At 43.4% G+C, this 24,902-nt stretch carries 21 protein-coding genes; 16 read left to right on the top strand and 5 right to left on the bottom strand.

All coding sequences use genetic code 11. The features are described 5' to 3' along the window. Window positions 1-51: 51 nt before the first annotated feature. Genes MHH46_RS21805 through MHH46_RS21795 form a run of 3 tightly spaced genes read left to right on the top strand, consistent with a single transcriptional unit; the run spans window position 52 to window position 3,053 of the window. A complete protein-coding gene (locus tag MHH46_RS21805; protein ID WP_076192290.1) occupies window positions 52-819 on the top strand; it encodes an ABC transporter ATP-binding protein in 768 nt (255 codons plus the stop codon). Next, a complete protein-coding gene (locus MHH46_RS21800; protein ID WP_076192288.1) occupies window positions 809-2,785 on the top strand; it encodes an FtsX-like permease family protein in 1,977 nt (658 codons plus the stop codon). The genes MHH46_RS21805 and MHH46_RS21800 overlap by 11 nt, the downstream gene beginning before the upstream one ends. A gap of 46 nt (window positions 2,786-2,831) precedes the next feature. Beyond that, the gene (locus tag MHH46_RS21795; protein WP_042190339.1) at window positions 2,832-3,053 is read left to right on the top strand and encodes a hypothetical protein; all 222 of its coding nucleotides are present in this window, start codon (window positions 2,832-2,834) and stop codon (window positions 3,051-3,053) included. An 88-nt stretch (window positions 3,054-3,141) separates the two neighbouring features. Here MHH46_RS21795 and MHH46_RS21790 read toward each other — a convergent pair whose 3' ends face one another. Next, a complete protein-coding gene (locus MHH46_RS21790) occupies window positions 3,142-4,149 on the bottom strand; it encodes an ABC transporter substrate-binding protein (RefSeq protein ID WP_076192285.1) in 1,008 nt (335 codons plus the stop codon). Window positions 4,150-4,362: 213 nt separating this feature from the next. On the opposite strand from MHH46_RS21790, the gene MHH46_RS21785 reads away from it, so the two are divergent. The 9 genes from MHH46_RS21785 to MHH46_RS21745 all read left to right on the top strand — a co-directional run bounded on the left by MHH46_RS21785 (window position 4,363) and on the right by MHH46_RS21745 (window position 16,237). Beyond that, window positions 4,363-5,421 (top strand): iron ABC transporter permease, encoded by a 1,059-nt coding sequence (locus MHH46_RS21785; RefSeq protein ID WP_076129506.1) that lies wholly within the window; start codon window positions 4,363-4,365, stop codon window positions 5,419-5,421. 62 nt (window positions 5,422-5,483) lie between these two features. Then, window positions 5,484-6,458, top strand: coding sequence for a FecCD family ABC transporter permease (locus MHH46_RS21780; RefSeq protein ID WP_370510750.1), 975 nt, complete (start codon window positions 5,484-5,486; stop codon window positions 6,456-6,458). Between the two features lie 42 nt (window positions 6,459-6,500). Beyond that, on the top strand, window positions 6,501-8,216 hold the full coding sequence (locus tag MHH46_RS21775) for an ABC transporter ATP-binding protein (RefSeq protein WP_076104415.1): 1,716 nt from the start codon (window positions 6,501-6,503) through the stop codon (window positions 8,214-8,216). A gap of 42 nt (window positions 8,217-8,258) precedes the next feature. Next, entirely contained in the window at window positions 8,259-9,299 is a 1,041-nt protein-coding gene (locus tag MHH46_RS21770) for an NAD(P)/FAD-dependent oxidoreductase (RefSeq protein ID WP_076192282.1), read from the top strand. A 144-nt stretch (window positions 9,300-9,443) separates the two neighbouring features. Further along, complete coding sequence (locus MHH46_RS21765) at window positions 9,444-11,069, top strand: helix-turn-helix domain-containing protein (protein ID WP_076192280.1); 1,626 nt, start codon at window positions 9,444-9,446, stop codon at window positions 11,067-11,069. A gap of 132 nt (window positions 11,070-11,201) precedes the next feature. After that, window positions 11,202-12,230 (top strand): iron-hydroxamate ABC transporter substrate-binding protein, encoded by a 1,029-nt coding sequence (locus tag MHH46_RS21760; protein WP_248548462.1) that lies wholly within the window; start codon window positions 11,202-11,204, stop codon window positions 12,228-12,230. 159 nt (window positions 12,231-12,389) lie between these two features. Continuing rightward, complete coding sequence (locus tag MHH46_RS21755; RefSeq protein ID WP_076184083.1) at window positions 12,390-13,901, top strand: spore germination protein; 1,512 nt, start codon at window positions 12,390-12,392, stop codon at window positions 13,899-13,901. Further along, complete coding sequence (locus MHH46_RS21750; RefSeq protein ID WP_076192279.1) at window positions 13,898-15,103, top strand: Ger(x)C family spore germination protein; 1,206 nt, start codon at window positions 13,898-13,900, stop codon at window positions 15,101-15,103. Before MHH46_RS21755 ends, MHH46_RS21750 begins: the two co-directional genes overlap by 4 nt. A 36-nt stretch (window positions 15,104-15,139) precedes the next feature. Further along, on the top strand, window positions 15,140-16,237 hold the full coding sequence (locus MHH46_RS21745; protein ID WP_076127405.1) for a GerAB/ArcD/ProY family transporter: 1,098 nt from the start codon (window positions 15,140-15,142) through the stop codon (window positions 16,235-16,237). Window positions 16,238-16,243: 6 nt separating this feature from the next. Here the strand turns inward: MHH46_RS21745 and MHH46_RS21740 are convergent, their stop codons facing one another. From MHH46_RS21740 to MHH46_RS21730, 3 genes are all read right to left on the bottom strand, one after another. After that, entirely contained in the window at window positions 16,244-16,474 is a 231-nt protein-coding gene (locus MHH46_RS21740) for a hypothetical protein (RefSeq protein WP_076127617.1), read from the bottom strand. A 142-nt stretch (window positions 16,475-16,616) separates the two neighbouring features. Beyond that, on the bottom strand, window positions 16,617-17,576 hold the full coding sequence (locus MHH46_RS21735) for an ABC transporter substrate-binding protein (protein WP_256717201.1): 960 nt from the start codon (window positions 17,574-17,576) through the stop codon (window positions 16,617-16,619). A 160-nt stretch (window positions 17,577-17,736) separates the two neighbouring features. Continuing rightward, window positions 17,737-19,323, bottom strand: a complete 1,587-nt coding sequence (locus tag MHH46_RS21730) for an AraC family transcriptional regulator (protein ID WP_076192273.1) — start codon at window positions 19,321-19,323, stop codon at window positions 17,737-17,739. Window positions 19,324-19,472: 149 nt separating this feature from the next. Here MHH46_RS21730 and MHH46_RS21725 point away from each other — a divergent pair, with 149 nt between their 5' ends. The 4 genes from MHH46_RS21725 (at window position 19,473) to MHH46_RS21710 (ending at window position 23,150) form a co-directional block, all read left to right on the top strand. Continuing rightward, complete coding sequence (locus MHH46_RS21725; protein WP_076192270.1) at window positions 19,473-19,832, top strand: ferredoxin; 360 nt, start codon at window positions 19,473-19,475, stop codon at window positions 19,830-19,832. Window positions 19,833-20,075: 243 nt separating this feature from the next. Next, window positions 20,076-21,230 carry an AI-2E family transporter gene (locus tag MHH46_RS21720; RefSeq protein WP_076127413.1) on the top strand — a complete coding sequence of 385 codons (1,155 nt, stop codon included), beginning with the start codon at window positions 20,076-20,078 and terminating at the stop codon, window positions 21,228-21,230. A gap of 19 nt (window positions 21,231-21,249) precedes the next feature. After that, window positions 21,250-22,722, top strand: a complete 1,473-nt coding sequence (locus MHH46_RS21715) for a carboxylesterase/lipase family protein (RefSeq protein ID WP_076192267.1) — start codon at window positions 21,250-21,252, stop codon at window positions 22,720-22,722. A 23-nt stretch (window positions 22,723-22,745) separates the two neighbouring features. Continuing rightward, window positions 22,746-23,150: a VOC family protein gene (locus tag MHH46_RS21710; RefSeq protein WP_076192264.1), complete on the top strand. Its 405-nt coding sequence runs from the start codon at window positions 22,746-22,748 to the stop codon at window positions 23,148-23,150. A gap of 47 nt (window positions 23,151-23,197) precedes the next feature. Here the strand turns inward: MHH46_RS21710 and MHH46_RS21705 are convergent, their stop codons facing one another. After that, window positions 23,198-24,700, bottom strand: a complete 1,503-nt coding sequence (locus MHH46_RS21705) for an N-acetylmuramoyl-L-alanine amidase family protein (RefSeq protein WP_076192328.1) — start codon at window positions 24,698-24,700, stop codon at window positions 23,198-23,200. Window positions 24,701-24,902 lie beyond the last annotated feature (202 nt).

The raw sequence follows: 24,902 nt of genomic DNA, 5'->3' as shown, positions 1-24,902 counted from the left end.
AATTCCATTTAATGTAACTCACTCCAAACCTATCAATGAGAAGGTGCCAGGATGTCCATACTGCAAGTAGAGAATCTCTCGAAAGAATATAAAGGCAAAGGCAAAACGAATCGGTTTCGAGCGCTGAACGGGATTAGTCTTAGTGTGGATAGCGGCGAGTTTGTGGCGATTATGGGACCCTCGGGGAGCGGGAAAACAACACTTTTAAATATACTAAGCGGAATCGACACGGAGTATAGTGGGGTTGTAAGAATTGCAGATACTAGTATAAGTGAGATGTCCAAGAACGAGCTTGCGATTTTTCGCCGGCAGCGTATGGGATTCGTTTTTCAGGATTACAATCTGCTGGATAGTCTGACCCTACGGGAAAATATCATGGTGCCCATAGTGCTGGATGATCAAGAGGTAGAAGATATCAATGCCAAGACAGATGAGACGTTATCGCTATTCGATCTGGATGAGGTGAAGGACAAATATCCTTATATGGTTTCAGGGGGGCAACAGCAGCGGGCGGCGATCAGCAGGGCGATTATAAATCATCCAGATGTGATTTTTGCGGACGAGCCGACGGGGAATTTGGATTCCAAATCCTCGAGTACGGTGATGAAGACCTTCGCCAAGCTCAACACTCTAAAAGGAGCAACGATAGTGATGGTCACACATGATCCTTTTGCGGCCAGCTATTGTAATCGGGTGCTTTTTATCAAAGATGGGAAGGCTCTACTAGAGATTGCTAGAGAGAATAAAGAGCGCAGAGCATTTTTGGATCTGATTCTGGAGAACCTGGCCTTTATTGGAGGGGGAGAAGATGACCTTTAGGAGAATGGCATTTCAGATATTTAAGGCGAATCTTAGAAGATATTTGTTATTTTTCCTATGCAGCAGCTTTACGGTCATGATCTTTTTTACATTTTATTCGCTGTACAGTAATCCTGATTTTAATGACCCTTATCAAGTGAATGGGATGGTGTCAGGTAATTTATATGCTCCTTTTTTGGTGATAAGGGTGTTTGCTGTTCTGTTTATTGTATATGCTCAAATGGCCTTTTTAAAATTCAGAAAAAGCGACTTTGGGCTATTAATGGTACTTGGAATGACAAGCCACAATATCCGCAAAATCATTTTGTTCGAGAATAGCATGATCGCTTTAGCCTCGATTCTCACTGGTTTAGGTACAGGGACAGTTTTCTCCGGTATTTTTTTCTTGATTGTTTCGCTGTTTGTAAATATTGGGGACAGTGCTTTTATACTGACGCCCGATAGTTATCTGTATACCATTAAATTCTTCGCGGTGATTTACATAGTTGTGATTGCAGTCAATTTGCTACTAACTTTGCGATACAGTATTTTACGTCTTTTAAAAGAGTCCAGAACCGCAGAACGCAACCTGATTCATGGGAAAATCACCGGGGTCATCGGAGTTTTGCTCTTGGGAATCTCCGTTTATAATATGCTCACTCATTACAACCCTTCCGATGCTCGCATGATGTTAATAAATCTGGGAATTAGTATGTTAGGCGTTTATTTGCTGCTGTCAGGACTTGGGGACTGGTTGAAACTTTTTATATCGCGATCAAGCAGAGCATATCACAAGCACCTGCTGTTTAGTTCCAATTTGATCTATACCCTTGGTCGCTCCAAAATAGTGCTTTCTCTTATCACCTTCCTCGTCTTCATCACGATTTCTCTAAGCGGAATTATTTTTTATTTGACCTGGAATGCTGAGGATATTCCGGTTGCAAACAATCCATATGATATTGCCTATTCAGAAGTATTCGGAAAAAATAGCATCTCACCAAAAATACTAAGCGAGATCACGGATCATGGCGCCACGCCGCTGCTTTCACACCAAAAGCTGGAGTATATCGACTTGTTTAATTTCAAAATATTTCTGGACCAGAATATAAACGCATTAATCGGCACTGATTATCATGTGGAGAAAGATCACTTTCTAAATCTGGCCATAGTTGCACAAGGAGAAGAGTGGAAGAATCAAAGACTGGAAATGCCCACCTTTGATCTGATGCTTGCTTCCGGGAAGCATACGCTGTATTCACAAGGTATCCTATTTGACATGGTATTTAACCCTGTGCCGAATCTAATGAATGGTCTTCATATCATTGTAAACGAAGAGGATTATATGGCGCTGAAAGCGGAAAATAAAAAAGCGATCGGTAATCTTCAGCTCCTGAATTTTAAGGATTGGAAAAAAACTGCGGATATAGATGCTAAGTTAAATGCCGCTTTAGCCAAATATAACAAAGACAATACAGAGTCCTGGTATGGCAATGAACGGCAAGAGGCCCTCGTATTCTCTACGAAGTCTAGAATAAGTGACTATCTACAGTTACAGGAGTCTGGCCGATTTGGAATCTTCGTAATTTCATTTGTTGGTTTAATATTTTTCGGCGCCTCCGGGATAGTGCTGCATTTCAGTATTCAGACCGATTTAGAGCGTGAGAGGATCAAATTCAGGAAGCTGAACAAGATTGGAATTACTTCTAAGGACGTGGCTCGCATTATAGGCGGCCCTTTAAAAGTGCTGTTTTTTCTCCCGTATGCATTAGGTATTGCGTTGTCTTCTTTTTATGTTGTTAGTTCTTCCAGGGTTGAAATGTCTACAGCTCTGGAGCCGATGTGGTTTTGTTTGTTAGTAGGCGGAGCGTATCTTTTATTTCAAGTCCTCTTTTATCGTATATACACCAAAATATACACTCACAATATGCTGGCACATATTCAGCTACTCGATATTCCCTTAATAGACCAAAAAGAGATTTCAATTTAATCCCAAATATGATAATATTGGTGCACAAAACGTGGGGGGATTCCATTTGAAAAAGATTTTTTCCAGAATTGCAGTCGCATTAATGATCTTGACCCTTGTTGCGATAGTCACTTGCTTTTATATTGGTGAATTCACCTATGCGTATGGATTAATTTTGGTGCTGTTTTTCGTATTTGCGGGGATGGGGCAGCTCTATAAGCTTAAAAATGATGAGTATATGTACAAAAAACTAAATAACACCGATGAGTATAATGAATATACTAGATGATATAAATTTAACAGAAACTTCTTATGTATAGCCAAACACCCCACTTTAGACAATATTTAAAGTGGGGTGTTTTTGTATGTGCCTATGTTTATTTTTTACCGTTGCGTTCAAGAATCATATCTACGAACAGATCAATCTGTGCGGTAATCGCAATCGGATCATAGCGGTAGTAGGTATCAAAATCATTATAGAATAGATGATCGTTCTTCGCAGCATCAAGTCCGTTCCAAACTGGAGATTCCTTCAGTTCTTTCAGCTTATCCCCTTTTTTGTCAGGATCATAAGTGGTGAGGAACATGTAGTCAGCAGCATATTCGGGCAATAGCTCCATGGACAGCTGCAACGTTTGGTTATCGTTGCTGTTCTTAGTAGGCATTTTTAGCTTAAGTGCGTTATAAAGGGCTTGTCCACCCCGGCCAGCATTATTTCCGAAGGTCCATAGCTCACCTTTATCAGTCAGCTCATAGATTCCAAAAGTATCATTTTCATTTACGACACCTTTAAGCTTCTCGCGGCCTTCAGCAGCCTTTTTCTCAAAGTCAGCAATAAATTGTTCAGCTTTGTCAGGCACACCTACAATGTCACCGAACAGTTTAACAGTTTCATAGATATTTGTAGCGGTTCCGTATGGAATATGAATGGTTGGAGCAATTTTGGATAAAGCATCGTAGTTATCATCGTACATAACGACGATCAGGTCAGGTGTAAGTTCCAGAGCTTTCTCGGCGTTAACTGGAGCACCGACATCTTGTGTGTTTGCGAGCAGGTCTTTCAAGAAGGGATTATCAAATGTACTAGGTTCGACACCTACTACATTTGCTCCTACGGAGAGCAACTCCCCACCATAATAATCTGTAATAATCCGTTGTGGTTTTACAGGTATCTGTACAGTACCTTTAGTGGTTTCATAGCTACGCATTTCAGCAGCTGAAGCCTCAGGAGCAGCCGTTGGCTCAGTGCTTGGTGCTTTAGTTGCTTCTGTTGTTGCTGTTGTCTTATTAGATGAAGCGTTGTTCGTTCCCCCGCAAGCTGTCACAAATACAGACAATAACATTATGAGTGCCAGGATGGGGAAGAGGGTCTTTCTTTTTAGCATGATAAACCTCCCTATATATATGTACCAACAAATAATAATGAGAATCATTATCACTATTATTTTCAATTTGAACTTTATCAAATCCTAGATTTCCTGTCAATGCAATAAAATAAATGCCTCCTATTAAATCTATCTATTGCCAAACCTAGGAAGGCTCATTTACAATAGCATAGTGATAATGAGAATCAATTTCATAGAAATAGGGTGGCATTCATGAATCAACAGATATCTTCCAAGATTAGACCTAATAAAGGGTCAGCCATACAAGAGTTCCGTTCACGTCCTTGGGCTGCTACGTTAATCTTGGTTGGCGGTCTGGTACTATTAGCACTAGGTATCGCTGTTTCAGTCTCCTTCGGAGCGGCTGATATTAAGCTTTCTGTGGTGTGGGCAGCCGTGTTTCACTTTAATCCGGAGATCATGGATCATCAGATTATTAGAGAATTACGATTACCCCGTGTACTTGGCGGGGCCATGATAGGGGCAAGCTTTGCAGTTGCGGGTGCCATTATGCAGGGGATGACCCGAAATCCACTCGCAGATTCAGGTTTGATGGGCATTAACTCAGGCGCAGGATTTGCGCTGGCGCTTTGTTTTGCATTTTTCCCGAATTTATCGTTTATGTATTTGATCCTATATTCCTTCGTTGGTGCCGGAGTAGGGGCTGGGGTTGTGTATGGGGTCGGATCATTGGCCAAGGGAGGGCTGACTCCTGCTCGTCTGGTGCTGGCGGGTGCTGCTTTTAGTGCACTGCTGTCAGCGCTGAGTGAAGGGGTAGCTTTATATTTTCATATTGGGCAAGATTTGGCTTTCTGGTATGCGGGAGGCGTGGCTGGGACGAAATGGATTCAGCTTAAAGTCATGTTCCCTTGGATAGGAGCGGCGTTAATTGGGGCTATGGTATTATCCCGGTCGATCACAATGCTCAGCCTAGGTGACGATGTTGCTAAAGGGCTTGGCCAGCGCACAGGGCTTGTTAAGCTGGCAGGGACTTTAATTGTATTGATTCTGGCTGGATCATCAGTTGCCGTAGTAGGAGCCGTTGGGTTCATTGGACTAATTATTCCCCATTTGACCCGTTTTTTTGTAGGTGTGGATTACAGATGGATCATTCCATGTTCAGCTATTCTCGGCAGTCTGCTTGCAGTATTTGCAGATTTAACAGCACGGATGATTAATCCCCCTAATGAAACGCCGCTGGGAGCCATTATTGCACTGATCGGTGTACCGTTCTTCCTTTATCTTGCACGTAAAGAAAGGAGGGAACTGTAATGATAGAGAAAACTTCATTCGATTCCTTCCAAGCCGCCAAAAATAAACGTGGCTTAGTTATAATGATTATTTTAGCTGTACTGATTGTTATTGCTTTTATTATTAGTATGAATACAGGATACATACGTTTGACACCTATGGAGCTGCTTAATACGTTATTCGGTAAAGGGACGGATAAGCAAGAGTTAATCTTGTTTCAATTTCGGTTACCGCGTATTGTGATCTCCGTTCTGATAGGCGCAGGTTTGGCTGTATCCGGAGCTGTGATGCAGGGCGTCTTTCGTAATGCTTTGGCCGACCCCGGCATCTTAGGGATTAACGCTGGCGCAGGAATTATGGTTATGCTGTTAATTTCTTTTTACCCAACGGCAACCGCGGCTCCGGTGTATCTGCTGCCTATGGTAGCGTTTGTTGGTGCGGCAATTACTGCTGCCTTGATTTATGTCTTAGCTTATAAACGGCATGAAGGAATAAAACCCATGCGCCTGTTGCTGACTGGTGTAGCGGTTGCAGCTGGAATGAGTGCAGCGATGATCGTGCTGACTCTTCGGCTGGATCCGGAGAAGTATCAGTTTGTGGCTACTTGGCTTGCCGGGAGTATTTGGGGCACAAGCTGGAAGTTTGTACTTTCTTTACTACCATGGATCGTAATTCTTGTGCCGTATGTCATCTATAAAGCAAGGGTAATGAACGTCCTTAATTTGGGTGAACAGACAGCCGTAGGACTTGGGGCTGCTGTAACCAAAGAACAATTCCGGCTTCTTGCCGCTGCGGTTGGTCTAGCTGCGGCAAGTGTTGCTGTGAGTGGCGGGATTGGCTTTGTCGGACTTGTCGGCCCCCATTTGGCGAGACGACTAGTTGGACCCAAACATCAGCTCATGCTGCCAACCTCAGCGCTGCTCGGCTCACTGCTAGTCATTATAGCGGATACCATTGGACGCTGGATCTTACAGCCATCTGAGATCCCCACTGGAATCGTTGTTGCTGTAATTGGAGCGCCATACTTTTTGTATTTGCTAGCCCGTACTAAATCTTGATGAAAGAAGATGGTCACTCACCGGAAGGAGCGAATTTTTACAATGTTGCGTCGTTTTTTTGCTTACTATAGACCCTATAAGGGATTGTTTATTCTTGACTTCTCCTGTGCTATTGCTGCTGCACTGCTGGAACTAGTCTTCCCGCTGGCCGTTAACCGGGTAGTGGATGATATGCTGCCAAGTGGGAATTGGAAATGGATTCTCTATTCTTGCCTCGGTTTGCTGGGGATCTATATCGTCAGCGCCTTTATGCATTTTGTCGTCACTTATTGGGGGCATAAGCTGGGGATTAATATCGAGTCGGATATGAGAAAAAAGCTGTTTGATCGTGTACAGAAGCTCTCTTTCAACTTCTTCGATAATAATAAAACAGGCCATTTGGTCTCACGGATGACAAATGATCTGATGGACATCGGTGAGATTGCCCACCATGGTCCTGAAGATTTATTCATAGCAGTGATGACGCTGCTGGGTGTATTCGGTATCATGCTTAGCATTAATTGGCAATTAGCTATTCTGACCTTTGTAATTGTCCCGCTGATGATTTATTTATCCATGTACTTCAGTCGCAAAATGTCCAAAGCGTTCCACATCATGTTCGCGGACATTGCTGACTATAACGCACGCGTAGAGAACAATGTAAGCGGGATTCGTGTTGTGCAAGCTTTTGCTAATGAGAATCATGAAATTTCCCGCTTTGCAGTTAATAACGAACGCTTCCGTATTACGAAGCTAATGACCTACCGAATTATGGCTTGGAATTCATCCTTTAGCTTTGTGCTCATGAAGCTGGTCTCGTTATTCGTTCTTGTGTGCGGAACCTATTTTGTAATCCAGAAGCAGATGACCTACGGTGAATTTATTGCCTTTGTGATGTTGTCTAATGTCTTCTTAGGACCTTTGCAACAGATTAATTCGGTCATTGAGACCTATCCTAAAGGGATCGCTGGTTTCAAACGTTATCTTGAACTGCTGGAGACGGAGCCGGATGTTGATGACGCAAAAGACGCTAAGCCAGTGTCTCATCTGTCAGGGAATATAACCTTCCAGGATGTAGCTTTTGCTTATAGTGATAAAGAAAAGGTGTTAACCAATGTGAACTTATCGATTTCAGCAGGAGAGACCGTTGCGCTTGTGGGTCCATCCGGTGCTGGTAAGACAACACTTTGCAGCTTGCTGCCACGCTTTTACGATGTAAGCGAAGGCAACATCTCTATTGATGGAATAGATATTCGCTCCATGACGTTGGAATCACTTCGTTCCCATATCGGGATTGTACAACAAGATGTATTCCTGTTTGACGGAACTATCCGTGAGAACATTGCTTACGGCAGATTGGGAGCTTCCGATGAAGAAATCTGGGAGGCTGCAGGGCGCGCTCAGCTGGAAGAACTGATTAAATCTCAGCCCGCCGGGCTGGATACAATGATCGGAGAGAGAGGCGTCAAGCTTTCTGGCGGCCAGAAGCAGAGGTTGTCCATCGCCCGGATGTTCTTGAAGAATCCGACGATTCTCATTCTGGACGAAGCTACATCTGCACTGGATACTGAAACGGAGTCCGCTATACAAGAGGCGCTCGCAGAGTTGTCTGAGGGACGCACAACACTTGTTATTGCTCATCGCCTTGCAACGATCAGAAATGCGGACCGGATTGTTGTCGTTGCGGAAGGTGGCATCGCAGAACAAGGTAAGCATGAGGAACTGCTGCAGACTGCCGGAATTTACAGCCGATTGCATGAAGCGCAGTTTGGAGCTTAAGTAGCTGAAGGGATCACTAGAATATAATTTTGGAGGGACACAATGAATAAACAACTGGAATTATACGATGTAACCATTATTGGTGGCGGACCTGCTGGGATGTATACAGCTTTTTATAGCGGAATGAGAGACTTGAAGACAAAGTTAATTGAAGCGAAGGATGAGCTCGGAGGAAGAATGCTTATTTATCCCGAAAAAATGATCTGGGATGTAGGAGGCGTAACCCCAACTCTTTGTCATCAACTAATCGGTCAGCTCAAGGAGCAGGCTCAAACCTTCGATCCGACTATTGTGCTGGGTCAGCAAATTATGAATCAAGAGAGACAAGAGGATGGAACGTACATCCTGACCTCTTCTACTGGGGAACAACATTGGACCCGCACAGTCATTTTGGCCATTGGTTACGGAATTCTGCAGATGGCAAAGCTTGAAATTGAAGGTGCAGATCGTTATGAGGTGACAAATCTTCATTATACCGTTCAAGAGCTGGAGCCGTTCCGCGGTAAAAGAGTGCTAATCTCCGGTGGAGGCAACTCCGCAGTAGATTGGGCGAATGAATTGGAGCCTATCGCTGCAAGTGTGACGATTGCACATCGTCGTGAACAGTTTGGCGGGCATGAGAAAAACATTGTACGGATGAAGGAATCCTCAGTCAATGTCCGTGCGCCATATGCAGTAAGCCAATTACACAGCAGTAATGCTGAAACGATAGATCAGGTTACGATCAGTCATATAGAGACAGGTGAAACAGAGCAGTTTGAAGTGGATGCTGTCATTGTGAATCATGGTCTGAAAAGCGATTTTGGTCCGTTAAAAGAATGGGGTCTTGATATGGGCGAGTGGTGTGCGAATGTAACCGATAAGCTGGAGACCAATCTTCCGGGTATATTTGCAGCAGGTGACTTTGTGGATTATGCAAGCAAGGTTCGTTTGATCGCAGGTACTTTCACTGATGCGGCTCTGGCGCTTAATAGCGCTAAGCTGTACATAGACCCAACCGCGGCCAAAGTCGCTTACGTATCTTCTCACAATGAACGGTTCAAAGAGAAGAATAAAGCGCTTGGAGTCGTTGATGACCACTAAGGATAGAGGCTTCTCAAACCATAAAATCTGAAGTTTTATATAAGGCGTATAGGGGATCTTATCCATTTCGAGCGGAGAGAAACCTTATACGCTTGCTTTATATTTTATGGGTTATTAAGTCTAGCAGTCTGGAAGGGAGCAGGAATGAAGCTATCAAATAATAACCCGGTTCATAGAATTTATCTGTTAAAAGAGGTAGGGAAACGCCAATGCGGTGGCGGTCACATCAGTAAACCCCAAATTGCCCAGTCCCCACTCTTCCTGACACCAATAGAAGCTATCATTCAAATAACCATAGAAGGAGAGACAGTATCTCTTAAAAATGGTGAAATTCTTTTTCTAAGCGCAGGTGCGACATATCAAATTAATGCTCCATTAGAGACTGTTATCTCTGTTCTAGCAATTTCCTATGAGGTATATGGGCTAAGCAATAGCACGGAGCAAGAATTGGTCTATGGACTTTGCCGTGAAATTTTTCCGGTCAATGGGATTTTACCTATACGTACGACGAATAAAATAACTCGCTTATTCAGCGAATTGGAAGACGTTGCTGCCAATAATTTAGAAGCACAGGCAGATAGAATTCAATCCTTGCTGTATCAGCTACATCAACTGGTCGTAGAGGCTGACGCTGAAGCAGACATTACGGATAGTTCATATTTCAGAATGCTCTCTTATATCCACCAGAATTTCCAAAGGGAGATTACGCGGGAGATGATGTCTCGAATAATGGGCTTCAATCCTCGTTATTTCTCAGTATGGTTCCGCAAGCAGACGGGTTGGAGCTTCACCGAATATGTAGCTCATTTAAGAGTAAATAAAGCGAAAAAACACTTGATGTCCAGCAAAGCAACAATACAGGAAATTTCGCAAAAAGTAGGCTATACAGATGGACTATATCTGAGCCGCAAATTCAAGCAAGTCACCGGGATGACCCCAACAGAGTTCCGTTTGCGTCCCAAACCGAAGCGGATAGTAGCGTTGCAATTTTTAGGGGATTTACTTGCGCTGGGTGTGAAGCCTGTCGCAGTTGAAGAAGATGTGATGAATTACTCCTTGCTTTTGCTGCCGGAACTGGCGGGTGTACGATCATTTGAGCTGCAGGGATGTCCGGAGGAAGCGGAATGGCCTGGGCTGGAAGCCGATTTAGTTATTGCACCAACCTATCTGAGCCCCCGTCAGCTTAAATGCATGGAGAAGTTGGGGCCACTAGTTACGGTAGAGTGTGATAAAATGGACCGCCTGGAACAGATTCGTTTGTTCGGCAGACTGCTGGGTGAAGAGGAGCGGGCAGAGGCATGGATAAGGCACTATCATTTGAAAATAGATTTGTCCAAGCAGCGCTTGTCCTCACTAATTGAATCTGGTGAAACGGTAGCGGTGTATGAGATTAGGCAAGATAACAGTATTTATATCTGGAATCATACAGCCCGCGGGGTGTACAATCTGTATCCAATGCTGGGGTTAACTCCACCGGACAAGGTAAGGTCAGATGTTCTGGAGCGGAATGATCATTTATGCATCTCACTGTCGGAATTGCCAATATATGCGGCTGACCATATGTTTGTGGTCGTATCAGGACAAGAGGACTGGATGTCGAAGACGCGTAAACGGATTAGTAAAAGTGCGGTTTGGCGCAATCTTCCAGCATTCAGGAATGGACGCATATATTACCTGAAGCTTGAGGAATTTTGGGGCAGCGAAGGGCTTGCGCTCGAACGCCAATTGGAGATACAGACAGATTTGTTAACCGGCCATAATTTAAGCTGACAATCGTCCATAACAAAATTGATGTATTAGCGTGTATATATGTTTTCCCGCGGAGACGGTATATTAAATACAGATCTAAATGATATTGATTATCAATATCATGATAATATAAAGTCTCAAGGGGGATTTACATTGTACAAAATAATATCGTTAGGAAAAACAAGCATGATAGCCGTTATGCTTACGCTGGTGCTGCTGTTGAGCGCATGTGGACAAGCAGCTAATCAAGGGAATGCTCCAGCTAGCACGTCGGCTGAAGTGGCTAAAAGCACTAATAATGATTCTGTAGTTGCCAGCTCTGAGCCGGCTGCTGATGCAGAATACTGGACATACGAAAGCGATAAAGGCCCGGTGCAGATCCCGCGCAATCCACAAAGAGTTGTGATCCCGGTACAAGACTTTATTGGTGATCTTCTGACGCTTGGCGTGACGCCCATTGCTGTTGCCGGGAATGACATCCTGAACCATCCATATTTCAAAGAGGCGCTGACAGGTGTAGAAGTTGTAGGCGATGACATGACGGTGTCCCTGGAGAAAATAACGAGTCTCGAACCGGACTTGATTATCACTTATCAGGAAGATACCTATGAGCAAATCTCCAAGATTGCTCCAACGGTCTTTATTCCTTGGGGCAAATACGACTATAAGGAACGATTGATCGAAATCGGGAAAATCTTGAACAAGGAGCAGCAGGCTGTAAAGTGGGTGGAGGATTTCAATCAGAAGCTGGAAGCGAAGAAAGCGGAATTGTCTGATCTGATCGCAGCTGACAAAAAGGTGGCGATCTTTGAAATTGCCGGTAAAGAGCTGTATTTATATGGTTCGTCATATGGGCGTGGTGGAGAGATTATATATAACGGATTGGGGCTGCATGCACCTGATCTTGTCCAAGAGGCAGCCTTTAAAGAAGGCTGGGCTTCCCTCTCACTCGAAGCGTTGCCCGAGTACTTAGGAGAAGCTGATTATATCTTCCAAGGCTTCAGCCGTGGTGTGGAGCAGGATAAGCTGGACATTCTGGACAGTGTCTTCTGGCAAAGCCTACCTGCTGTTAAGGCGGGTCATGTATTCACCTACGATCTTAAAACGTATTATCTCTCCGATGCTTATGCGCTGGACAAGCAACTGGATGAGATAGTTACGTTGCTGAAGTCTCTTCAATAAGTTAATTTCAAAAGAGTATAAGGGGATGTTCGCGGAGCTATAGTAGCTCAAGGACATCCCTTTTGCGTGTTCATATTCCAAGTTAAGCGAGGTTATAGATTCCATTTGTTGCATAAAAAAGCGGTGTAGAACAAATAGTATGAGCAGGAGGTGTTAATGATGGATCCCTTTAACTCTACTATTTTGGACGATAATCTTAAAGAGCTTCAAGAAAGGCTTGGCCATAGCCCTGATATTGTTATTCGTAGAATTAAATCCATAACCACACAGGTTGAGGTAGCTGCCGTATATATTGAGGGATTAATAGAAAAATTGAGGGTCAACGAGTTTGTGGAGCATGCGATGTCGTTTGATAAACTAAGTGAAGAACACCCGGTGGTAAAATCCGCTGAAGATATCTTTTTGTATATGAAAGAAGTGGCGAGAGGAATCGGAGAAGAACAGACGCTTGAAGATTGGGATGTGCTTTTTGAGGCTTTATTCTCTGGAGATACCATTCTTTGGGTCAACGGGATAAGGGAAGCTATCAGAGGGAATACAAGCGGCGGTGAGGTTAGAACGGTATCGGACGCTACAACTCAAGTAGCCATTCGTGGCTCCAAGGAAGGTTTCACAGAATCTATTGGGACGAATATCTCTCTGGTGCGCAGGAAAATAAAAAGCCCTAATCTCTGGGTAGAGTCGATGAAGATAGGTGACGTCACGCAAACGAATGTATCTATTATGTATATTCATGGAATCGTCAATGATAATACCTTACAGGAGCTCAGAACTAAGCTGCAAAGCATTGATATAGACGGGATTCTGGAATCTGGATACATTGAGCAATTTTTAGAAGACACTCCCTTTTCCCCATTCCCAACATTATATAATACGGAACGTCCTGACAGTGTTGCAGGAAATCTTTTAGAAGGACGAGTTGCTATTTTTGTGGACGGGACCCCGTTTGTGCTGATTGCACCTACAACCTTTTTTATGTTTTTACATGCCGTAGAAGATTATTACCAGCGTTATGATATTACGACTTTGATCCGATTATTGAGATTTATTTGCCTTGTTATTTCGTTATTTGGCCCAGCACTCTTTATTGCGATTCTAAATTTTCATCAAGAAATGATCCCAACAGCCCTACTTATTAATTTTGCTTCGCAAAGGGAGGGGGTTCCATTTCCGGCTTTTATTGAGGCTATGCTGATGGAATTTACTTTTGAGATTATACGTGAAGCAGGAATTCGTATGCCATCCCCTATAGGTCAAACTGTATCGATCATTGGGGGCTTAGTGTTAGGACAGGCAGCCGTACAAGCCGGTATTGTCTCTCCTGCAATGGTTATTGTAGTTTCACTTACAGGAATATCCAGCTTTGCTACTCCTGCTTTTAATATGGCTCTTTCCATACGCATCTTGCGTTTCATCATTATGTTTATCGCAGCCTTTATGGGGCTTTATGGAATAACGATCTTTACTTTTATTTTGGTTGCTCATATGTGCAGCTTGAAATCGTTGGGTTTTCCATATATGTCTCCGTTTGGTCCTTTTATCGCTGAGAATCAGAAGGACGCGATCTTGCGTGTGCCCTTGAAATATATGAAAACTCGGCCGCGTCTTATTAGCCAAAAAAATAATACTCGACTTAAGGTGAATGATGGAAAGCCGGGGAGTGGCAAATGAAGGTCGGATGGATGATGCGTTCATTTATTTGTATATGCTGCTTAATGTTGCTGACAAGCTGCTGGAACAGTCGGGAGTTAAACAATTTAGGCATTGTGACCGGTATAGGTGTGGATAAAGTGCCGAATAAAGAGGAATATCATGTTACTTTTCAGATTGTGAATCCATCCTCAACAGCCACAAGTGCAGGAGCTAGCACCGGACAACCCACGGTCACTATTTATTCTTCTACGGACCGTACGATCTTTGGCGCTTTTCGCAAGACTTCAAAAAAGGCGGCAAGACAGATGTTTTTTGCACACACGCAGCTATTAGTTTTAGGCGAATCTACAGTGAAGAGCGGTATTGATGGGATTTTTGACATCTTTGAAAGGTCCCATGAGCTGCGGCTCAACACGAATGTTATTGTAGCCAGAGATACGGAAGCATCCTCTATTCTGAAACTATTGCTTCCCGTAGAAAGCCTGCCTGCAATTGGGATTATTAAAAAGAGTAAAAATACCGCTAGAATATATGGAGAAAGCCGGGATATCAATGTTTTTGAGCTAATTAATGGTATCAGTGGGGAAGGGTCAGTGGTGATATCCGGAGCCAGAATTCTTGGAGACGCTGAAGAAGGAACTAAAAAATCCGGGATGGAGCAAACTAAAGTAAAAGCACTTGTCACAATGAGCGGGCTTAGCGTATTGAAAAAAGGGGTTCTTCAGGGATGGCTGGATGGACCTCTTGCCCGGGGGGCACTGTGGGTACAGAACGAGATTAATGAAACCAGTATTAATGTAGATTCAGATGAGGTTAAGGATTCGATAGCCGTGAATATTAATCATTCAAAAACAAAAATTAAGATTGAACTCCGCAATAAAGTACCCGTCATTCATGTAAATGTTGTGGAAGAGGGGACACTTAGTGAGGCTCAGAGTTATATTGAGCTAAGTAATAGAGAGGTAATCGTTCAATTGGAACAACAAGTGGCTCTTAAAACTAAACAGGAAATAACCCAAGCCTTACAGGCTGCTCAAACTATGAAATGCGATATTTTCAATTTCGGGAATGAACTGAAGCGTATAAACCCAAAAGCGTGGGAGACCGTTAAGGACAATTGGGAGTCAGTGTTCGCCGAAGCGGAAGTGGACGTTTCTGTGGAGGCATATATTCGCAGTGTAGGAATGAGGTTAGAGCCAAAATTGTTAAAGGGAAAATGACAGGGTTCAGTGAGAAAGGTGGGAGAAGGCCACTTTATGAAAAAAGAAACCATCAGCGCGAGTCAATTATTTGCTTTGATTTTTTTGTTTGAATTGGGAACGGCCCTTGTGGTACCGATTGGACTTGAAAGTGGCCATGCCGTCTGGATTGCTATTCTGTTAGCTTTGCCCGGTGGACTTCTTTTGTATTTAATTTATGTTTATTTATACCGGCAATATCCGGGCATGATTATTAGCGGGTATACAAGAAAGATACTGGGCAATGTTATAGGCTGGCCGTTAAGCTTAACATACATTCCAATCCTTCTCTTCAATGGCTCCCGAAATCTGCATGAATCAGGTGAGTTGTTAATAGCTGCTTCTTACGACAGAACACCCGTGTTCATCATTTATGCAATGATGGTTGTTGCGGTAATTTACATCTTAAATAAGGGGATTGAGGTGTTTGCGCGGGCGGCTGAGATTTATATGCTGATTATAATATTGTTGGGCTTGACCAGTTGCTTTTTGGTTATTGCCGCCGGACTTGTAAAACTAGATAACTTGTTTCCGTTACAGGCCTCGGATTGGAAGAATGCATTAAAATCAGCCTATCTGAATATATGGCTATTTCCGTTCGGGGAGATGGTATGTTTCACTACGATTTTACCTCATATCAAAAAAACCAAGGTAGCAAAAAGAACCGGAATCATCGCAATGACTTTATGCGGATTATTACTCAGTTTTACCCATGCCATCGAAATATCCGTTCTAGGAACAGAAATCTACAGTAGAGCCAATTTTCCGATGTTCACTACGATAACGTTAGTAAATCTGGCCAATTTCATTCAACGTTTGGACGCGCTTGTGCTCTTAACCTTAATCATTGGAGTATTTTTTAAAATGTCAGTATATTGCTATGCTGCAATGGTAGTCACTGCAGATCTATTCAAGGTGCAAGACAGCAGGAAGCTCGCTGTTCCCGTTGGTATTGTTGTTTTGTTCGGGGCTTTTATTAGTTCAGCGAATTATCCGATACATATGGACGAAGGAAGGATATTTCTGAAATATATTTTGCCGTATTTCTGTGCCGCTGTACCTATTCTCTTGTTTATCGTTCATTACATCCGCAGAAAATTAGGAAGCATAGGTTAGTTTATTTTATTTGATGGATTTATTGCTTCTATTTCGGATAGAGGATGTAATTGTATTAACAAAAGGTAAGGAGATAAAAACGAGCATAGTTATTGATTCCTGTATGCTTGTAGCTGCAAAGGAGTCATAGATCGTCCGCATTGAAGCGGTGAGGGTTTCTCCTGATAAAAGGTCGATGATTACTGCCATCAGCAACCCCATGAAAGCAAGCATGAAATATAGTGATAGTAATTTCATAATGATCAACTCCATTTGCTAGATTAACCTTAGGCTAAATGTATTATTACCTCTTGAGTGTTTTTGTAGTCAAAAGACATAACAAATCCCCTACTGCTCCAACGTTGTTGGAAGCAGTAGGGGATTCTAATTTAAGCGCATTTTATTGTGTAAGCCAAGCAGCCAGCTCTTCGGTCTGGGATAACACGGCAATTGGATCATAGTACCAGGAACGTTCTTCTTTCCATACATAGAGATGGCCATTTTTTACAGCGGGTAGGCTACTCCAGATTGGATCAGCTTTGTATTCAGCTTCTGTACGGTTATTGGAAGTTAAGATAATATAGTCTCCTGCGTATTTAGCGAGTGCCTCTGTAGAGATTTCCGCCCATTGCTTCTCCATAATTTCTGCGGCCACAGCTGTAGGGGGCTTGCGACCCAGCGCCTGATAGACAGGCTGTCCGCCTCGGCCAAAGTTATCGCCATAGGCCCAAATGGATTTGCCGCCGTCTTCCATGATGGAAAACGTTGCATCTGCAGGGAGTACTTTGTCTACTTTGGCTTTAGCTTCAGCTATCCGTTTGTCGTAATCTGCAAGCCAGCTTTTGGCTTCCTCTTCTTTACCAAGGAGTTCTCCAAAATAGGTTAATTCGGCATGAGCATCTTTCAGATCACCATATGGCACAACGATGGTTGGAGCAATTTTGCTTAGTGCTTCATAGCTTTCAGCTTGTCCAGAAATAATCAAATCAGGATTAAGTGCGATGATTTTTTCAGGTGACATTTTGCCGTAAGTTCCAGTGTCTGCAACTCCAGTAAGTGCCTCCTTAAAATACATATTCTCCAGTGTTAATCCGGGAGCACCAACAGGGATGGTATCTAGCGCAATCAGACTGCCCAGATATTCCTCAGCGACAATCCTTTTAGGTTGAACAGGGATTTCAATATCACCATTTATAGTAGTGACCTTTTTAAGAGCAGCCGTTTCCGTTGTTTCTGTTGGTTGACTAGTTTCGGTAGGTGCTGTAGTAGCCGATGATGTGTTGCTGGTGTTACTGCCTGTATTCCCCTCAGAGTTATTGGAATTCCCGCAAGCTGATATGACTAGAATTAATGCCAGCATGAGGGGAAAAAGAAGCCAATGGGATTGTTTGGTGCTATTTTTTCCTGGATTATGCAATTTGTTGTTCCTCCTATGTATATTGATTATCATTCTCAATAAGAACTTTACAAGCTTCACCGGGTATTTACTATGGACGGATATGATCTCAGCTTATGCAAATTTATGATGTCATTACCCGTAGCAATTCTTGAAGCTGTGCCTGTGAGGACAGTGGGTCAAATCCGTAGAACATATCACCTTGGTTCAGAATATATACCCGTCCGTTACGTACTGCATCTAATTGCTTCCAAGCTTTAGAATGTAGTAGGCGAGTAAAACGTTGTCTTCCCTCAGAAGATGAAGGGATGCTGGTGATAATAATATGGTCAGCAGGAAACGATACGATATCCTCAATAGATGCCTCTAAATATCCGGAATCGGTGATCCCTTTTTCAATAATTACGGAGGGGGGCTTGAAGCCAAGATCACCGTATAAAATTTGGCAACCTCTGCCGAAGCTGCTACTGAAACAGTAGGCGGATCGGGAGCTAACCTCCCACACGATAGCCGTACCTCTCTCCATTCCTATTGCATGGTTTAATAACCCGTTGGCAGTAAGACAAAGTCTGTCATAATGACTTAGCCACTGTTCAGCACGCTGTCGTCGATTCACAACCTCGGCAATCAGAGCAAATTGCTCTCGCCAACTCATTTGCATAAAGGGCAGCTCAATAACCGGAGCAACAGGAGTCAGAATCTTATTGTCGGGTAGACTGTAGCCGATAATGACATCTGGCTTTACCGCAGCTACTGAGTCATAGAGTAATGAAAATTTGCCCTCGCTCATTTGAAGCTGTTTGGAAGCGGGAACTTGTTCCAAGCTATGCTGCCATTCGGAATAAACCCCGAGTTGAGGCATGATTTCCAGTACTCGCAGGCTAGCGGTGTGATTATAGTTCAGGGCAACGACCCGTTTATTCTTATTCTGGTAGGCTGTAGGTGAAACGCCAACAAGCTGCTTGAATTTTCGGCTCAAATAAGTTCCCTCTTCGTAACCAACCTCATGTGCCAGTGTTGTCAGATTGGGGGAACTGGTCAGGATTCGTTGCTGGGCTTTACGGATTCTAAGGAGTGTAATATAAGCACTGAAGGATAGACCTATTGATTTGCGAAAGGCTCGCGAAAAGTGCTCAGGGCTCACTTCAGCTAAAGCAGCCATTTGATCCCGTGTGATATCTTCATTGTAATGAGCTTCTATATACTCCGTCACTTGCTCCATCCAACTGCTTGATCTTTCTTTACGGGATGTCAGTTCACTATGAAGCTCCACGAGGAACTGGGTGAATAGCTGCTGGACCCTAAACGGCTTTTGCTTATCAGCGTCTATCCAGGCACTGTAAAGCTCACCTGCCAAGGCTGTCAAACGTGTAGAGGCATGGTGGACAGGGGAGTTGTCATTTATAAAAATGTCCTCATCTTTACTCTGGGGTATACAGGAATACTCAATCCATATCCCCTTTAACTGTAATTCAGGTTCCATCTTCAATAAAGAAGAACTACTAAGGGCTATTAAGCTTCCGGCCATGACCTTGTGTAGCTTACCGTCTATTTCAAGAAAACCTTTCCCATCCCAGATTATCATAAGGCTGGAATTAGTAGAAGAAATGTTTGAGGCTGTGTAGTTGGTTATTCCCGATAAGCTGATGACCCGAAGGGGCATATAAAAAGGATGGGATGAATAAGGCATCCCGTCGGATTGGATCTGCATGTAGTAATCCCCTTCTTTTCATTGATAATCATTCTCATTTATAGTATAACAGTCTTTCTTACTATTGACTATAATGATGCTTATGATAGTGTTTAAAATAATCCACGAACGGAATAGGGTTAGCTGATAGGAAGGGGTTGAAGTCATCCATGACGACCTGGAATTTACAAGGAACTGTAAGTCACTTATTAATATGTAACGGTAGCAGCTGCAAGAAACATAAAGGTGAAGAGGTAGCTGAAGCGATAGAAGATGAGATTGAGAAGCAGGGCGCACAAAGTCTTATACATACGACTGTGACCCGTTGTAATGGAAGATGTTCAGATGCTTGTGTGGTGATCGCTTATCCCGAAGGTGTGTGGTACAAAGAGATTACACCTAAGCTGGCGAAATCATTAGTGCGGAAAAATTTGCAGGGGGAGAAGCTTGAAGGTCACGTGCTATACACCTATGATGGACAATTGATTGCTTCAAATGAAAAGGACGCTAAAGGGAAAAAGAAAAAATAGCAAGGCTTGGGAGTACCTTTTAGTTGCGGTTCTAACCCTGTACAGAGGAATATCTCGTGCAGGGTTATTTATTTATAAACAGGGGAGGATTATGATTGAATCGGATCATGACCAGACTCGTAATAGGACTGTGTGCTTAATTAAGGACATCAAATTTGACTTGCAGGGCTAACGTTGACTATGCTATTAAAAAGTGAATGAAATAACACAGTATATATGATGGTTTATAGGGGAGAGGGTACGATGGAGAGGCTGCAGGTGTGGCCAGAGAAGTTCAAAAAATTTTTTCTGAATAATAAATTTGTAGTAGTGCTGCTCATTATGCTGCTGGTTGGAATTAATATTCTGGTATTCTCCAAAATACCGTTTATTTTTAAGCCGATATCAGTATTGCTGCACACCGTGGCCGCACCATTATTACTGGCAGGTATAGCTTATTATTTGCTGAATCCGTTGGTAGATCGGATGGAGAAAAGATCCCGAATAAAACGTGTATATGCAATAATCATCCTATATTTGTTGATTGCTGGTATCATCACGCTGGTTTTGTTTATGGTCATTCCAATTATACGGACTCAGCTATCAGGATTGATCGACAATTTTCCAAGGTATAGTGAATTAATTCAAGAACGGTTTATGGATCTGACCGGAACGGAGTTCTTTGGGCAAGTTCAAGACAGTATCGGAACGAACCTTAGTGAGATAACATCTAAGATAACAGCGTGGGGCAGTTCTTTTCTGAATAATGCCTTGACGGGTGTTGGCAGCTTTGTAGGAGCCCTTACAGAGATTGTCTTGGCGGTTGTAACGACGCCTTTTATTTTGTTCTACTTGCTTCGCGATGGAAAAAAATTGCCGGATTATATTCTGAAGTTTGTACCTACTTCTCTGCAGCCGCAGACTCGTATGGTCATGTCGGAGATGAACAGTCAGGTATCCTCTTACATACGCGGGCAAATTATAGTCAGCTGCTGTATTGGTCTGCTGCTCTATATTGGCTATTTAATCATTGGTTTGGAGTACTCTCTCGTTCTGGCTATTGCTGCTGCTTGTACAGCAGTTGTTCCTTATCTGGGCCCGGCAATCGCGATTACACCTGCCCTAATTGTGGCGATGGTCACTTCTCCATTTATGCTGCTGAAGATGATTATCGTGTGGACAGCTGTTCAGCTGATTGAAGGGAAATTCATCTCACCACAGATCATGGGCAAGACGTTGAAGATTCATCCGATAACCATTATTTTTGTAATTATATTCGCAGGTAAAATGTTTGGGATTCTGGGGATTATCCTTGCAGTTCCGGGTTATGCGGTACTTAAGGTGGTATTTACACATCTTTTTGAATGGTTCCGGTTTCGATCCGGCTTATATAAACAGATTGAAGAGAATAAGGAATAATGTGGAAGGGTGAAATGTAATGGGAGGACCAATAGCAGTAACCTCTTACGGTAAGCTTCAAGGAATACAGGAGGGGGACGTGAACATTTGGCGCGGGATCCCTTTTGCAGCCCCACCTGTTGGAGAACTTCGGTTTCGTGCACCACAGCCACCAGAGGCCTGGGATGGGATTAGAGATGCTTCTGAATTTGGTCCAGTTAGTCATCAGCCAGCGGATACGAGAGGTACTCGGTTCGGTGGCAAGACGCCGCTTCATTCCGAGGATTGTCTGTATTTAAATATTTGGGCGCCAGCAGTTCATGATGAGCCCCTGCCTGTTATGTTCTGGATTCACGGGGGGACGTTTGTGACCGGGGCTGGAAGTCAGCCGCAGTTTGACGGCACAAGCTTCGCTGAGCGAGGCAAAGTAATTTTAGTGACCATTAACTATCGGCTGGGTCCATTTGGATTCATGAATTTGTCTCCATTTGGCCATGGGCTTGCTTCTAATCAAGGATTATTGGATCAAATTGCTGCGCTGGAATGGGTAAAACTGAATATTGCTGCTTTTGGCGGGGACCCGCAGCGGGTAACTGTATTCGGAGAGTCAGCAGGGAGTATGAGTATCGCAGCCCTTTTGGCTATGCCAGCAGCGAAGGGGTTGTTCGCTGGCGCGATTATGCAAAGTGGGGCTGCTCAGACGCTGCCTAACGAGCAAGGAAAGTACATTGCAGCTGCACTGCTAGCTGAATTAGGGATTGCCCCAGATGGAGATGCCAGTCTTCTGCAAACATTTTCTTCTGAACAAATTATCGATGCAGCCGCAAGAATGACTAAAAAGTTAACGGGTGGCTCAATTGGCATGTTATTTCAGCCTGTCATTGATGGGGATATACTTCCTGTAGAACCTGCACAGGCTGTGGCAGAAGGATCGGCACATGGTATTCCGCTATTGATCGGAACCAATCGTGATGAGGGCAACTTGTTCTTCAGAGAAGAATCACCTGAGGCAGACTTTGACGAATCACTCAAGGCGCTGGAGCAGATGATGGGTACTGGGAGTCTGAAGGAAATTGCTAACCATTATTCTTCCACCTGGGAGGGACAAGCTGAAATTCTAACGGATCTTTACTTCTGGGCAACCTCGGTGTCTCTGGCGGAAAACCAATTGAATTATGCACCAGTCTGGATGTACCGTTTTGACGGCACGATCCCAGGTCATCCTTTGTTAAATAAAGCTGTGCATAGTGCAGAAATCGTTTATGCCTTTAATAATCTATCTCATCTAACCCATCTTAGGGCAGAAATTAATCCAACGATGCAGAAGTTGGCTGAAGTTATGCATGACGCTTGGATTGCTTTCGCTCATCAAGGAAATCCGGCTACAGCAGAGAGGGTATGGCCGAAATACAATCTGGAGGAACGGGCTACCTTGATCTTTGATGAAGATACGCATGTAGCTTATGATCCTGAGTCAGAGAAACGCAAAAGAATTGTCACTATGCTGGCTTAAGAAGTTTGAGAGGCTGAATAAAGATGCAGGTAGAAGGTTTTAACCATGTGACCGTAAATGTCAGTAATTTAGCAAATTCCCTGAATTTCTACACAGGAATTCTGGGCCTTCAGCTAGTTCATAGAGGTAAAACTGATGCTTATCTGGAATGGGGAAGTGCCTGGATATGTCTTCTTGAAAAGCCTGATTATATGGCGATTGCAGATAAAGGGGTCGGGGTAGATCACATCGCTTTTAGTATTGCAGAGGAACATTTTGAGGAAGCCGTCCAAGGATTGCAAACCCAGAATGTGCCCATAATTAGAGGGCCAATCAAACGGGGAATAGGCTGGACGGTCAATTTTCTAGATCCAGATGGTATACAGCTAGAGCTGCATACCTCGAATCTGCGGGAACGAATGAGTGTTTGGAACACTGCTACCGAATAAAGATGGGTGTCCTATCAGCCTAAACGGCTAATGGGACACCCATTTTTTTAACGACCTAAATATTCTTTGATTCCTAAAACTACTGCTTCGGCTATTTTATTTTGGATGTCCGGGGTAAACAGCAATGCTTCATCCTTGGTATTGCTTAAGTAACCACATTCTAATAATATTGCGGGCATTTTGGTTTCTCTTGTTACATGATAGTTTGCTTGACGAACCCCTCGGTCCTGTAGTCCTGTAGCAACTGCGAGATATTTGTGAACGGTTTGAGCGAATAATAAGCTATCATTACGTGTGTAATAGGTCTCTGTGCCACTAGGGTTACTTTTACTGCCCGCCGGAATACTATTGGCATGAACAGAGATAAATAGATCGGCTTTTACATTGTTGGCGAGGTTAGATCTGTCCTGTAGAGTTGGGTATGTATCGCCACTGCGCGTGAGTATAACCTCGATATTTGGTTCTTTCTTTAGTAATTCTGCAATTTTCAGTGCTGTCGGTAAGGTGAAATCTTTCTCTTTAAGCTTGTTAACACTTGAACTCCCTGGATCTTTCCCGCCATGTCCTGCATCGATGACGATTATCTTCTTGTCTGTGTTGCCGGTAGAAGGTGGAGGAGTTATAACCGGTACTTCTGGTAAGGTGGTTTCAGGAAGCGTAACGCTAGTCCCATTAAGATCCACAATAATAAGTCCATCATTAGCATTTATCAGACTGTAGCTATTAGCGCTGTTTAGATCAATTACGATCCGAATGGTAGATGGGGAACTGCTGAATAATGAATAGCGAACGGCAGAGACATTAGGATAGTCAGTAACCGTTAACTGTCCGCTTTGGTTCTTTCCTACGGACAGATTCTGATGGAAGTCGGTTCCAAAGCCAGTATTCGGTAAATCCACGACAATTCGGTCTTTGTCTGTCATAGTGAACACGGTAGGTTTTATACTGCCGTTCACTGCAATAACCAGCTGGTTATCGATGAAGCTTAGATTGGTGACTGTAGCTACTGAGCTATTCCCTTCATTTGCTGTATTCCCGTTTGATCCGTTGTCTGAAGGTGCTGTTGGAGTGGGTTGTGGAACCGTAATTTCCGGATCGCTTCCCCCAATCTCAGGTACTGGAGAGGTTAAATATACGGTTTTGGTTACATTGTCCCAACCGACAGTAGTTCCTGTCTGTTCCCCAACAAATCTTAAAGGAACAAGGGTTGTGCTGCCACTGAGAAACGGAGGATTGTCCAGTTTGACTTGTTTCCCTGAAGCTTCTGCCATCGTATTATCCACGATCAGCTTTAAAGTAGTTCCCTTTTGCTCAATGATCGCCGTCTTGGTCACATTATCCCATTTCACGGTATAACCAAGCTGTTCCGCAACAACACGAAGAGGAACCATTACACTGCCATTTACAATTTGTACCTGTGCTTCTTTTGAAATCTTAAGATCGTTGCCGTCTAGGTTGATGTGTGTTTCCGCAGAGCCGGCATAACCAGTTCCTGGATGAACCAGCACCAACAAAAGCAGCAGTAACGCCAAAAAACCAAACTTTTTCATCTGCAATCCCTACCATCCCCGTTTATTGGTCTCTAGCAATTCTTACTTTTTCTTCCTTTGATGCCGTTTAAGGCTCGTATAAAGTATAAACGACAATAGTTTCCAAAAGTTGCGCTCTACAACAGATAAAAAGGAAAATTTTCGGTATAAAAATAGAAAAAGAGCCTTCCCAAACATTTGGGATAGCTCTCATTTGCTAGAG

This window comes from Paenibacillus sp. FSL H8-0175, from assembly GCF_045040615.1.
GTDB classification, from domain to species: Bacteria; Bacillota; Bacilli; order Paenibacillales; family Paenibacillaceae; genus Paenibacillus_AQ; species Paenibacillus_AQ odorifer.
The sequence above is the reverse complement of the archived record's forward strand: the minus strand, read 5'-3'. Positions and strand labels throughout refer to the sequence as shown.